9 protein-coding genes are annotated in these 14,281 nt (G+C 48.5%); all 9 read left to right on the plus strand.

Annotation, left to right across the window (positions count from 1 at the left end; all coding sequences use genetic code 11):
• Positions 1-26 precede the first annotated feature (26 nt).
• The 9 genes from bamD to EOO49_RS14630 all read left to right on the plus strand — a co-directional run bounded on the left by bamD (position 27) and on the right by EOO49_RS14630 (position 14,245).
• On the plus strand, positions 27-821 hold the full coding sequence (bamD, locus tag EOO49_RS14590; RefSeq protein ID WP_290846968.1) for an outer membrane protein assembly factor BamD: 795 nt from the start codon (positions 27-29) through the stop codon (positions 819-821).
• A gap of 6 nt (positions 822-827) precedes the next feature.
• Positions 828-1,145 (plus strand): DNA-directed RNA polymerase subunit omega, encoded by a 318-nt coding sequence (locus EOO49_RS14595; RefSeq protein ID WP_290846970.1) that lies wholly within the window; start codon positions 828-830, stop codon positions 1,143-1,145.
• Positions 1,146-1,151: 6 nt separating this feature from the next.
• Positions 1,152-2,360 (plus strand): bifunctional phosphopantothenoylcysteine decarboxylase/phosphopantothenate--cysteine ligase CoaBC, encoded by a 1,209-nt coding sequence (coaBC, locus tag EOO49_RS14600; RefSeq protein ID WP_290846973.1) that lies wholly within the window; start codon positions 1,152-1,154, stop codon positions 2,358-2,360.
• Positions 2,353-3,240 (plus strand): DUF4835 family protein, encoded by an 888-nt coding sequence (locus tag EOO49_RS14605; RefSeq protein ID WP_290846975.1) that lies wholly within the window; start codon positions 2,353-2,355, stop codon positions 3,238-3,240. The genes coaBC and EOO49_RS14605 overlap by 8 nt, the downstream gene beginning before the upstream one ends.
• Before the next feature lie 42 nt (positions 3,241-3,282).
• Entirely contained in the window at positions 3,283-4,935 is a 1,653-nt protein-coding gene (recN, locus tag EOO49_RS14610; RefSeq protein WP_290846977.1) for a DNA repair protein RecN, read from the plus strand.
• A gap of 41 nt (positions 4,936-4,976) precedes the next feature.
• On the plus strand, positions 4,977-6,170 hold the full coding sequence (fabV, locus tag EOO49_RS14615) for an enoyl-ACP reductase FabV (protein ID WP_290846979.1): 1,194 nt from the start codon (positions 4,977-4,979) through the stop codon (positions 6,168-6,170).
• Positions 6,171-6,278: 108 nt separating this feature from the next.
• Complete coding sequence (locus EOO49_RS14620) at positions 6,279-8,822, plus strand: T9SS type A sorting domain-containing protein (RefSeq protein WP_290846981.1); 2,544 nt, start codon at positions 6,279-6,281, stop codon at positions 8,820-8,822.
• 192 nt (positions 8,823-9,014) lie between these two features.
• Complete coding sequence (locus EOO49_RS14625) at positions 9,015-11,750, plus strand: T9SS type A sorting domain-containing protein (RefSeq protein ID WP_290846983.1); 2,736 nt, start codon at positions 9,015-9,017, stop codon at positions 11,748-11,750.
• A 98-nt stretch (positions 11,751-11,848) separates the two neighbouring features.
• The gene (locus EOO49_RS14630; protein WP_290846985.1) at positions 11,849-14,245 is read left to right on the plus strand and encodes a GEVED domain-containing protein; all 2,397 of its coding nucleotides are present in this window, start codon (positions 11,849-11,851) and stop codon (positions 14,243-14,245) included.
• The last annotated feature ends 36 nt before the right edge of the window (positions 14,246-14,281 follow it).

Below are 14,281 nucleotides of genomic sequence, written 5' to 3' on the forward strand. Positions count from 1 at the left end.
CAAAAAATTAGCATTACCACAATCAAATGAAAAGATTTCTGATACTGATCCTGGCCTCGGCGTTCGCGGTTTCGTGCAGTGAATACCAAAAAGCCCTGAAAAGCGAGGACAGCGGAGTGAAGTACGCCCAAGCCGAAAAAAAATACGAACAAGGCAAATACTCGAAAGCGATACGACTTTTTGAGCAATTGGCGCCAAATTACAAAGGCAAGCCGCAAGCTGAAAAAATGTTCTATATGTTCGCCCAATCGTATTACAAAACCGAACAATATTACCTTTCGGGCTATCAGTTCGAGACTTTCGCGGCCGGTTATCCAAGAAGCGAAAAAGCGGAAGAAGCGGCTTACCTGTCGGCAAAAAGTTATGCGAAACTCTCGTCGAGATATAGTCTGGATCAAACCGATACGGACAAAGCCGTTGACAAATTGCAGGCTTTCATTGACAAATATCCGGATTCGGAATATCTGAAAGAAGCAAACGAAACCATGAAAGGGCTTCGCGAAAAACTCGAGAAGAAAGCTTACGAGATCGCCTACGGATACAACAAGATTTCAGACTACAAGTCGGCGATCACGGCTTTTGACAATTTCGTGGCCGATTTTCCGGGAACGATCTACAAGGAAAAAGCGCTTTATTACAGACTTGACTCTACTTATAAACTGGCCATCAACAGTATTCCGGCAAAAATGGAAGAGCGTTTGAACCAGGCAAAGGGCGCTTACTCAACGTTGCTCAAGGCTTACCCGGAATCGGCATACAGAAAAGATGCCGAGGAAATGTTGGCCAAAATCGAAACAGACTTAAAACAATTTGCTAAATAAAAACCCATGGATTTAAAGAAGACGACTGCTCCGGTAAACACTGTAACCTACAACAAGACTCAATTGGAGGAAGCTACCGGAAACATCTATGAAGCGATCACCATCATGGCAAAAAGAGCGAACCAGATCAATTCTGAGATCAAGAAAGAATTGACCGATAAATTGGAGGAATTCGCTACTTATAACGACAGTTTGGAAGAAATCTTCGAAAACAAAGAGCAAATCGAGGTTTCCAAATTCTACGAAAAGCTTCCAAAGCCGCACGCTTTGGCGGTTCAGGAGTGGCAAGACGAGAAAATTTACTATCGCGACACTACAAAATAAGACTGCATGTCGGTTTTAAGCGGAAAAAAAATCGTTCTGGGCATTTCCGGTGGGATTGCCGCTTACAAATCAGCCTCGCTGGTTCGGCTTTTCGTGAAGGCCGGAGCCGAAGTGAGAGTCGTGATGACGCCGTCTGCCAAAGATTTCGTCACGCCGCTCACACTTTCGACCTTGTCCAAAAATCCGGTGCTTTCCTCGTTCTATAACGACGATGAAAGAGAAGCCGAGTGGAACAATCACGTCGAGCTAGGACTTTGGGCCGATCTTATGCTTATCGCGCCGGCGACGGCAAATACCTTATCAAAAATGGCAACCGGGAATTCTGATAATTTCCTGGTTGCCGTTTATCTTTCCGCCAAATGTCCTGTCTATTTCGCGCCTGCGATGGATCTTGACATGTACCTGCACCAATCGACCCACGACAGTTTCGAGAAACTCAAATCTTTCGGGAATAGCATCATTGCGGCAGAATCGGGTGAACTCGCAAGCGGACTTGTCGGTCAGGGAAGAATGGCCGAACCTGAAAATATCGTGGCGTTCATCGAAGCCGATATCGAACGAAAATTGCCCTTGAGAGGAAAAAAAATCCTCGTTACTGCCGGTCCGACATACGAAGCGATCGATCCCGTGCGTTTCATAGGAAATCATTCCTCCGGAAAAATGGGTTACGATATTGCCAAAGCGGCTGCGAGTTTGGGTGCCAAAGTCATTCTGGTTTCGGGCCCGACGCATCTGACGTTGGAAAATCCTAACGTGAACCTGATCCGCGTTACCTCTGCAAAGGAAATGTACGAAGCCTGTCACGAACACTTCGGGAACTGTGATGTGGCAATTGCAGCTGCAGCTGTAGCCGATTACCGTCCCAAGAATCCGGCGGTCCAAAAAATCAAAAAGACCGAAGCCGAATTCACCATTGAACTCGAAAAGACAAAAGACATTCTGGCTTCTTTGGGAGAAATCAAGCAAAATCAGTATCTCATTGGTTTTGCGCTTGAAACAGAGAATGAAATCGAGAATGCCAGGCAAAAAATCCGCAAAAAAAACTTAGATTTGATCGTGCTCAATTCACTGCGCGACCAAGGTGCGGGATTTGGCCACCAAACCAATAAAGTGACGTTTATCGACAGTGATTTCAATACCGAAAGTCACGATCTCAAGAGCAAAGAAGCCGTCGCAAACGACATCATCCAAAAAGTAATTGCCCATTATGCGTAAAATATTTTCCCTGATCGCGTTGTTTTCCTTGCTCGTTTCGCAAGCTCAGGAACTCAATTGCAAAGTAACTGTGAACGCCGAGAAAGTCGGGGCCACGAACAACCAGGTTTTCAAGACGCTGGAAACGGCGCTGAACGATTTCGTGAACCGGACAGACTGGACCGGACAAAGCTTCCAGGCCAACGAGCGCATCAATTGCTCGATGTTCATCAATGTGACCGGTTACAATTCGGGTGCTTTTGCTGCTTCGATCCAGGTGCAATCGGCGCGTCCGGTTTTCAATTCGAGTTATTTGTCGCCCATTTTGAACTACAACGACAAAGATTTCAACTTCAATTATGTGGAATTCCAGAATTTGGCGTTCAATCCGAACAGTTACGATTCGAACCTCGTTTCCACGATCGCGTTTTACGCCTATATGATCATTGCCATGGATGCGGATTCGTTCGCGCCAAGCGGTGGAACTTCGTACCTTGAAAATGCTCAGGACATCGCGGCGATCGCCCAACAAGGAGGCGCGAAAGGCTGGAGCCAGACCGACGGGAACCAGAACAGGTATTTCCTGATAAACGATATGTTGTCGAGCACTTTCGAACCTTTCAGACAAGCGATGTACGAATACCATTTTCTTGGAATGGACAAAATGGCCGGCGACACCAAATCTGGAAAAGAAGGCGTGAGAACGGCTTTGGCGACCTTATCCCAAATCGCTAAAGTGCGCCCGAATGCATTTTTGACGAGGATTTTCTTCGACGCCAAATCGGACGAACTCGTGAACATTTACTCTGGCGGCCCCACGATTCCCGTTGCCGAAGTCGTTGAGAATCTCAACAAACTATCGCCTCTCAATGCCAGCAAATGGCAGCGCATCAAGCTTTAGCCTGATTTTATCACATACGAAACAATCTTATTCTACGCCAAAATGATCAGTCACCTTACCATCGAAAACTTCGCCTTGATCGACAAGCTCTCCATTGATTTTACGGCAGGATTTACAATAATTACAGGAGAAACCGGAGCCGGAAAGTCGATTTTGCTCGGCGCTTTGGGCTTGGTTCTTGGAAAGAGAGCCGATTTGTCCTCACTCAAGGACAAAGAACAAAAATGCATCGTCGAGGCACATTTCAACCTCAAACCTTACGATTTACAGCCGTTCTTCGAAGCCAATGACTTCGATTATGACGACACTACTATAATTAGACGCGAAATCCTGCCTTCCGGCAAGTCGCGCGCTTTCGTGAACGACAGTCCGGTGAACGTGCAGGATTTGCAGGAATTGGGCGAGTTTCTGATCGACATCCATTCGCAGCATCAGACGCTTTCGTTATCCGGGGAGGAATTCCAGTTCCGGATCATCGATGCGATGGCGTCCAACAACGAGCTGATCGTGAATTATCAGTCGGAACTAAAGTCTTATAAAAAGCAAAAATCAGAGCTTTCGTCTCTTCAGGAACAATTGCAACATTCGCTCAAAGAGCACGATTACAACGTTTTCCTTTTTGAGGAGCTCGAATCGGCGAATCTAAAACAAGGCGAGCAGCCCGAACTCGAAAGCGCTTACGAGCAACTCAACAACGTCGAATTCATACGCGAAAATCTAGAAAAGTCGACTGCTTTGGCCAACGACGAGCAATTCGGTATTTTGTCGAATCTCAAGGAAATGCGAATCTCGTTGCAGAAACTCTCGGGTTTTTCAGACGATTTCCGTCAGCTGTCCGAAAGATTGGAAAGCGCTTCGATCGAACTTGACGATATCGCGTCCGAAATCGAACGAGCAACTTCAGGCTTAAACCAAGATCCGGAACAGCTCGAATCGGTCAACCAGAAATTGCAGGCGATCTACAATCTGCAAAGGAAACACGGCGTCCAGACCGTGGAAGAACTGATCGAAATCCGCGACGAACTTCAAGGTAAAACCGCCTCGGCCGAAGAAATTGAGCAAAAAATCAACTCGCTTGAAAAAGATATTTCCGATAGCGAAAACAAGATGGACGCTTTCGCGGACAAAATCCATGTGAACAGACAGGATTCGCTTCCGAAATTAGTCCAGAGATTGCAACAACTGCTTTCGCTCCTGGGAATGCCCGATGCGAGGTTCCAGATCGAGGTAAAACCATCAGGCACTTATCTGTCAAACGGAAAAGACAGCCTCGAATTCCTGTTCGCGGCCAATAAAGGCTCGTCTTTCGGAACTTTGAAAAAAGTGGCTTCGGGCGGCGAAATGTCGCGTATCATGTTGGCCGTAAAATCGATTTTGGCCGATTATTCCAAACTTCCGACAATCATTTTCGACGAAATCGACACCGGTGTTTCGGGAGAAATCGCAAACAAAATGGCACAGATCATGTTCGAGATGAGTAAAAACATGCAGGTTTTCGCCATTACGCACTTGCCTCAGATCGCGGCAAAAGGCGACCAACACCTCAAAGTTTCCAAAAGTTCCAAAGCCGATACGACCACTTCCGAAATCAAACTGCTTGATAAAGAGCAGCGAATCGTCGAAATCGCGCAAATGTTGTCGGGATCGGTCCTTTCGGATTCGGCAATCAATCACGCCAAAGCTTTGTTGAACTAAAAAAACCGAACTATATTTGTTAAGGTAAAATTCCACTTTTTATGATCATACAACCCAGAATGCGGGGCTTTATCTGCCTTACCGCACATCCGGAAGGAGCAGAGAAGAACATTAAAGAACAGATCGAATACGTAAAGGGCAAAGGTGAAGTCGCCGGCGGACCCAAAAAAGCATTGATAATCGGGGCTTCGACAGGTTTCGGACTCGCGTCGAGAATTGCTGCTGCTTACGGTTCGGGCGCTGCCACGATAGGTGTTTTCTTCGAGAAAGAACCGTCTGAAGGCAAGACCGCTTCTCCGGGCTGGTACAATTCGGCTGCGTTCGAGAAATTCGCCAATGCCGATGGTCTTTATGCAAAAAGCATCAACGGAGACGCGTTTTCTGACGAGATAAAACAACAAACCATCGAACTTATCAAGAAAGACCTTGGTCAGATCGACTTGGTGATTTACAGTTTGGCTTCTCCGGTTCGCACGAATCCCAGAACCGGGGTTACGCATCGTTCTGTGTTAAAGCCTATCGGACAGACTTATACGAACAAAACGGTAGATTTCCACACCGGAAAAGTTTCTGAAGTATCGATTGCGCCTGCAGTTGAGGAGGATATCGACAATACGGTTGCCGTCATGGGCGGTGAAGACTGGAAATGGTGGATCGAGGATTTGAAAAAAGCGGGCGTTTTGGCCGATAACGTACTCACGTTGGCCTATTCGTACATAGGGCCGGAATTGACCGAAGCTGTTTACAGAAAAGGAACGATAGGCCGCGCCAAGGACGATCTCGAAGCCACGGCTTTCAAGATTTCGGACGACCTCAAGGAAATAGGAGGAAAGGCATACGTTTCGGTAAACAAGGCTTTGGTGACTCAGGCGAGTTCGGCCATTCCAGTGATTCCGCTTTACATTTCGCTTTTGTTCAAGACAATGAAAGAGGCGGGCGTCCACGAAGGCACGATCGAACAGATGGACAGGCTTTTCCGCGAAAGATTGTATACGGGCGGCGACGTTCCGGTTGACGAGAAAGGTCGCATCCGCGTAGACGATTGGGAAATGGATCCCAAAATCCAGGCGAAAGTCGCCGAGTTGTGGAAAACCGCTGATACTGATACGCTAGGCGAATTGGGAGATTTGAAAGGTTACAGCCACGACTTCCATAAGCTTTTCGGATTCGAGATGCAAGGCGTCGACTACAACGCCGATGCGGATGAAATGGTGTGGATCGAGAGCCTAAAATAAGGAACAGGAGATTTAACTATATCGTTGTAAAAAAAAGCGCTTCTCTATGGAGGCGCTTTTTTTTTATTTGCATAAATTTAACGCAATTAAAAACTACAACTGTATTTTATGAAGAAAATTACTCTTTTGTTTTCGATGCTGTTAATTTTCGCATTGAAAGGGCAAGCGCAGTTCCCCGCCCCTTACTGCGCAGTGAATTTTACCAATAACGTCGAGCCGATCACCTTGGTTCAGTTTGCGGGTATCAACAACACGACTATCGCTACTATTGGCGCCGCTAACAGTCCGGCGCTCGAAAACTTCACCGCGATTGTTGGTAACGTAGGTCAGGGAATCACTTATCCTATTTCTGTAAAAGGAAATACCGATGGGAATTTCACGACGTATGTGCGCGCTTTTATCGATTGGAACCAAGATGGTGATTTTGCCGATGCAAGCGAAAGCTACGATTTGGGGACTATCGTGAATTCAACTGGTGTAGACGCGATCACTTTGACAAGTTCAATCGCCGTTCCGCCTACTGCATCTGTCGGGAATACTAGAATGCGAATCATCAAGAGGTTCAATACCAATCCGGATTCTTGCAATACGATCAACACAGGTTGGGGACAAGCCGAAGATTACACGCTTGCCGTGGCTGCGGGAACTTGTACGCCTCCAACAGTAACGTTCGCAGCGGTTTCCAACTGTCCTGCCGCGAATTTCAATGTAACGGTAAACGTGGGAACCATGGGATCTGCGGCCACTTATCAAGTGACTGACAATCAACAAAGCCCAACACAGACGATCTCTGCAGCGGGAACTTTGACTTTTGGGCCTTACGCCAGCGGAACGCCTATCGTTATTACGGTAACAGATCCGAACGCTTCACTTTGTAACGTCACCAGTGCAACTTTGAACAACGTTTGTTTGCCTGGATGCGCCTCGAATCCTAGCCCAGCCAACGGATCAACCACTGTTCCTGCAGGTCCGGTCACTTTGACCTGGGACGTACCAACTACCGGCGGAACTCCGGCTTCTTACAACGTTTACGCCGGAAATGCGGCAGGAGCGTTGACACTTGTAGGAAACTACACGACGAATTCGACAGGAAACAATTTGGTGATCAATAACTACAGTGCGACAATCTTTTGGCAAGTGATTGCGGTCAACGCCGCTGGTTCTGCAACAGGTTGCGCAGAGTGGTCGTTCACGACAATCGCGCCTCCGGGATATTGCTTGAACACGCCTGCGGGTCTTTTCCCTGCAGCGACTTTTACTCCTGCGACATGCGACGGAGTTACTGAGAACGAAATTGTCGCCAACGCTTACGCTGGTGAGTACTCCAACGTGAATCTGACTTCAGGTCAAACCTATATTTTCAAGAGTGGAACCACAGATTTCGTAACGATCGCAAACGCTGCCGGCGATGCGCCTTTGGCTTACGGACCGTCACCATTGACTTGGGTTTCCAACGTCACAGGAGTCGTGCGTTTCATCAGCCACACAAACGATCAGTGCGGAACGGCAAACGTGAACCGCGTGCGTTCTATCATTTGTGGAACGGTCACTACCGATGCTCCAGATTACGTAAACCTTCAATGGCCGCCAAACGCGACAATCCCTGAAGGTGGCACATTCGACGTTTTCGGTCAGGTTTATGAGCCGGGAGTTACCGAGCCTGCCGGACAAGGTGCCGGAATCACGGCTTGGGTCGGAATCAGCACGACTGACTCGAATCCTAATACATGGACGACTTGGATCCCGATGACTTTCAACGCAAACGCAACAAATCCAGGTAACAACGACGAGTACACTGCTACGATTGGAGACGACCTCGACGCAGGATCTTACTTTTACGCAACCCGTTTCAGATTGAACACAGGACCTTACGTGTATGGTGGTATCGATGCTTCAAACAACGGTGGAATCTGGGACGGAACGACTTACGGAAGTGGAGAGCTTACTGTTACTCCGCCGCCGGCACCTGCCAACGATGACTGCTCAGGAGCAACTGTTCTTACGGTTGATGCCGCTTTCTGTAACGGAACAAATACAAACGGAACGAACCTTGGCGCTACCGATTCAGGTGTTGCAGAAGCGGACTGTTTCAACTACGGACTGAACGACGTTTGGTTTACATTCACGGCTCCGGATGACGCTGCAACAGTAGATATTTCTACAGACTTTTTGGGCGGAACATTGTGGGATACCGAAATCGCGCTTTACTCAGGAACATGCGGAACACTTACAGAACTTGATTGCGATCAGGACGGCGGAACTACGACACTCGAAAACGGATTCTCATGGAACTCCGTGATCCTAGATACTCCTGTTACTGCGGGCGAAACTTACTTCATCCGAGTTTCGGGCTATAGTGAGGACAATTTCGGAAACTTCTGTTTGGAGGTATCGAAAAACCAGCTTTCTGTTGACCAACACAGCTTGGCCGGAATCAAAGTTTCTCCAAACCCGGTTCGCGATGTACTGAACATTTCAGGTGAAGCCAACGTGCAGTCGGCCACCGTTCGCAACCTTCTCGGGCAACAACTTTTGGTAAAAGATGTGACATCTGACAAAAACATCAATATGTCGACATTGCCAAGCGGAACGTATCTTGTGGAACTTTCTTCGGAAACAGGAAAAAGAACCGTAAAGGTTATCAAGGAATAAGCTTTATTCAATTACTTATACAAAAGCCACTTCGAAAGAAGTGGCTTTTTTCGTTCAAAAAACTAAAAATCTAGCATTCAGTTATTTGAGGTTTTCGCTGTGTTAAAGTAGGTTTGCGAGTGTTAAATCATTAGAGAATCAATTGATGAAATGATAATTTTGCGCGCTATTTAATCTACTAATTTTATTTAAATGAAGAAAAACTATCTTTTGGTTGCGGGTTTTCTACTTTTCGGCCTTGTCGCTAAGTCGCAGATTCTCAATCAGTCAGCAGCCTGGCCAAACACGGCTTGGAGTGTAACGGGATCTTACAGTACAGATCCTTTGGCGTTCGAAGCAAGCCCACTTACGACCGCCAATTTCGCTTTTGACGACGACGATGCCGGAAATGGTCACGAAGACAACATCGCCGCCGAATCACCTATCATCAATCTTACGGCTGCCTTCAACGGAGGCGAGAAGAACATTGCGGTTACCGTAGATTACGGTTACCGTTATTTTGCCAATGACCAATTGCGCCTGGAGTATTGGGATGCAATCGCATCGGCTTGGGTTGCCTGGGGTGCAAATATTCCTGGGAACAATACTTCGGCAACAGACAACTTCTGTGCTATCACGAAGACGACCTACACCAGCGCCACGCTCGACATTTCGAACTTTACGCCAGCAATGCTGACAGGTTTCCGCTACCGCATTTCGTATGACGATGATCCGGCTGCGGCAGACTGGAACTACGGTTTCTGTTTCGCGTCGCCTACAATCAAGTCGCTTTCGTGTGTCACGCCGTCAGGACTCGCCGTTTCCGGTGTTTCATCGACAGGAGCTACGATCACTTGGACGTCAGTCAGTGGAGCGAACGGCTACCAGTATGTGCTTGATACGAACGCGGCCAATCCGGCGACTGGAACGGCAATTACGGGCGCAACTTATACGGCTGCGAGCCTGACGCCGCAAACCCAATACTATTTCCACGTCCGCACGGCTTGTACGGGCACGAATTCAGATTGGGCAACGATCAGTTTCTTCACGGCTCCGGCCAACGACAATTGTTCGGCAGCGCTAGCACTTACGGTCAATGCCGATTTGGCTTGCGGCGTAACGACGGCCGGAACGTTGCAAGGCGCAACTGATTCAGGTGTTGCCGATACAGGAGCAGGAACGCCTGACGACGACGTTTGGTTCAAGTTTGTCGCCACGGCTACAAGTCAGGTGATCACATTGTCGAACGTTGCGGGAACGCCAACTGACCTTGTTCACGAGATTTTCTCTGGAGATTGCGCGGTTTTGACAAGCCTTTTGATCAGCGATCCTAACCAAAGTACGGTTTCAGGACTCACAGTCGGAAACACTTATTATGTTCGCGTTTTCACTTACGCAACAGGCGGAACTCCAACTACGACTTTCAACATCTGTGTAGGAACACTTCCTGCGCCTCCTGCCAACGACAACTGTTCGGCTGCGATTGCCTTGACTGTAAACCCAACTTTGACTTGCACGACTTCTACTGCGGGAACTTTGGTGGGAGCGACCAACTCTGGCGTTGCCAGTACGACTGGCGCGGCAGACGACGACGTTTGGTTCAAATTCGTAGCTACGGCAACAACTCACTTTGTAACGTTGTCTAACGTTGCAGGAACACCGACCGATCTTGTTCACCAAGTATTCTCTGGGGATTGCGCCGTTTTGACAAGCCTTGTCATCAGCGATCCGAACGCCAGTACCGTGACAGGTCTTACTGTCGGAAACACTTATTACGTAAGGGTATTTTCATACGCAACGGGAGGAATTCCAACGACTACTTTCAACATCTGTGTGACAAGCTTGCCACCAGCTCCGGCCAATGACAACTGTTCAGGTGCGGTTACTTTGACTGCAAACCCAGATTTGAACTGTGCTTCTACAGCAACGGGGACGCTTGCAAGCGCGACTGATTCAGGTGTAGCCGATACAGGAGCAGGAACTCCGGACGACGACGTTTGGTACAAATTCGTCGCTACAAATACTATCCACCAGATTGCGATTTCGAACGTTACGGGAACGCCAACTGACCTTGTTCACGAGATTTTCTCTGGAGATTGCGCGGTCTTGACAAGCCTCTTGATCAGCGATCCCAACACGAGCACCGTGACGGGACTTACTGTCGGGAATACTTATTATGTACGCGTTTTCACTTACGCGACAGGCGGAACTCCAACGACGAACTTTACGATCTGCGTCGGAACGCCACCGGCTCCACCTGCCAACGATGATTGCGCCAACGCCATTTCTTTGAACGTCGATGCCAATTTCTGTACAGGTTCAAACACCAACGGAACCAATGCTGCGGCTACGAATTCCGGTGTGGCGAATCCATCTTGTTTCAACTACGGCCAAAATGATGTTTGGTTCAAGTTTACGGTTCCGGCTACGACAGCATCGGTCAATGTTTCTACAGACTTTACCGGCGGAACTTTGGTTGACACCGAAATCGCACTTTACTCAGGAGTTTGCGGACAGCTTACTGCAATCGCGTGCGATCAGGACAGCGGAACCACAGTCTTGAGCAACGGATTCAGCTACAACTCTTTGATCACAGATGCTGACGTGACTGTAGGACAAACGTATTTTGTTCGCGTTTCAGGATATTCGGCTGCGTCTCAAGGCACTTTCTGTCTCGAAATTTCAACGAACGAGCAACTTGGAACTGGCGACCTTGAAAAAGACAGCCTCAAAGCTTATCCGAATCCGGTAAAAGACATCCTGACACTGGAAAACGCTTCCGATATTTCAGATGTTCACGTCTACAACATTTTGGGTCAGGAAGTTATCAGCAAGAAAATTGACGCGGCGAATGCCCAGATTGACATGTCGGCTCTGGCCAAAGGAACTTATGTAGTGAAAGTTATGGCAAACGACGTCATACGCACGATAAAAGTCATCAAGGAATAATTTTCCGACATTTTCGAATGAACAAAAGCCACTCGGTAATCGGGTGGCTTTTTTTATTATTTTAGGGCGCATTTAACCATCAACTAACTCAATCGCTTATGCGCAAAACTACACTTTGGTCGCTCGCCGGCCTTTTTCTTTCATTTTTAGCGAATGCCCAAAACGTTTCGGGCTATTCGTTTTCACAAGCGACCGAGACCTATTCGGCCGTTGCCGGACCCGCATCCACTGCCACGGGTGACGACGGGACGCAAAACGCGATCCCATTTGGGTTTTCGTTTCCTTTCGGAGGAACGAATTATACAACGTTCAGCATCAGTACGAACGGTTTTATCAGACTCGGAAATGACATTGCGGCAACGAACTGGGTGAACACCTTGGCCAACGACGCGGCACAACGTCCGTTGATTGCGCCTTTTTGGGACGATCACAACGTCGGGACGGGCTCGATCAATTACACCACGACGGGCACGACTCCAAACCGCATCGTCCACATCGGATGGAACAACATCAACCCAAGTGGAGGCGGAGGCACGAGCACGACAGCTTTTGGGTCGTTCAAGATGCGATTGTACGAAACAACCGGCGTGATCGAATTTGTCTACGGACCGACTATTACGGCGGTAGGACTATTTTCGGCATCCATCGGACTGAACGATACGACCAATTTTCTGAGTGTCACACCTGGCTTGCCTGGCACAACTTCATCGGCTACGGCCAACAACAACGTGAATTCCACTACAAATGTCGTGGGACGAAAGTACACTTTTACACCTCCGACGCCATGTTCGGGAACGCCAGCTCCAGGCGCTACATTGGCTCCTGATTTGGTTTGTCCGAACATCGATTTCACGGTTGCGATCGGGAATCCGACAGGCGATCTGAATCTGGTTTACCAATGGCAAAGTTCGTCTGACGGTGTGACTTTTACTGACATCGCCGGAGCGGACCAACCTTTTTATACGACGAGCCAGACTTCCACGACATATTACAGATGCGCGGTAAGTTGTGGCGCCCAAACCGCCAACACAAGTTTTTGGATGGTCGGAATGAGTGCGCTTTCAGACTGTTATTGCGCACCGGTTTACACATCCGGAATGACTGACGGCGATTTGATCTCGAACGTCGCGATCCCGGGAACGACTTTGGCCAACAACACGGGAACTACGCCTGCGAATCCTTATTACACCTATTTTACAGGCCAACCGAATTACACAGCCGAACTGCAATCCGGAGGAAATTACCAACTCGAAATTACGGTAGGAACTTACGGCGGACAAAGTTCAACGGCTTGGATCGACTACAACGACGACGCGGTTTTCAGCGAAGAAGAGCGAATCGGGTATGCCGCAGCGCCCATCGGATCTTTGGAAACGGTGAGTTACAACATCTCGCTTTCGTGCGACGCTCCGGTCGGTTTGCACCGCATGCGCGTAAGAAACGTCTGGAATATGGAATCTCAGGAAATCCAGCCTTGTGCCACTTACGGTTACGGCGAAGTCGAAGATTACGACATCACGATCGTTGGAGGCGAAGCTTGTCCGGCGCCTTATAATCTCGCAGTTTCAAACGTCAATCCGTCAAGCGGAAATGCTACTTGGGGCGCGGGTTGCGGACAGACTTCGTGGAACGTCTACATCGTCGAGGCAGGCGGAGCGGCACCTTCGGCAAACCCGACTTACACCAACGTAAACAGCGGATTCGTGTTCTCGAATTTGATGGCCGATACCGCTTACGACATTTACGTACAAGGAAATTGCGGAGCCAACGGAATGTCAGATTGGGCTGGTCCGATCGAATTCTCCACAGCTCCGATGGCTGTTGCCAACGACGATTGCGCCACGGCTTTCACGCTTCAGGTAGGTGGTGTTTTCACCGATTATCCGATCACGGCCACAAACGCCGGAGCAACCAAGACTCTTGGTGAGCCAAACGTGACTTGCGCGACTTTCGGATTTGGCGGAGACGTTTGGTTCAGTGCTGTCGTTCCTGCGAGCGGAAGCCTTACTTTCGAGACACAAGCCGACTCAAATTCGAACTTGATTGACACAGGAATGTCAGCCTATTCAGGAACTTGCGGTGGCGGTCTGACTTCACTCGGATGCAGTGATGACGACGGAATCGACGGTTTCTCGTTGTTGCAATTGAACAATTTGACGCCGGGAACGACCGTTTACGCCAGAGTCTGGGAATACGCCAACGACACTGTCGGGACTTTCAAGGTTTCGGCTTACGACGCTTCTTTGGGCAACGCCGGTTTCCACGGTTCGGCTTTGCGCTATTACCCGAATCCGGCCAAAGACAAAATCCTGGTCAGTTACGAAAACGAGATCTCGGAAATCGCCGTCGTAAACAACCTTGGACAACAATTGTTGGTACAGAAAGTAGGGGCGACGTCGGCACAAATCGACCTTTCCTGGCTTCCGACAGGAAACTATTTCATGAAAGTGACCTCGGGCAACGCCACCCAAACGGTAAAGCTTATCAAGCAATAATTGTTAAAAAAACGAATCGAAGCCACTCCTGACCGG

Source organism: Flavobacterium sp. (assembly GCF_004295795.1).
Classification (GTDB): domain Bacteria; phylum Bacteroidota; class Bacteroidia; order Flavobacteriales; family Flavobacteriaceae; genus Flavobacterium.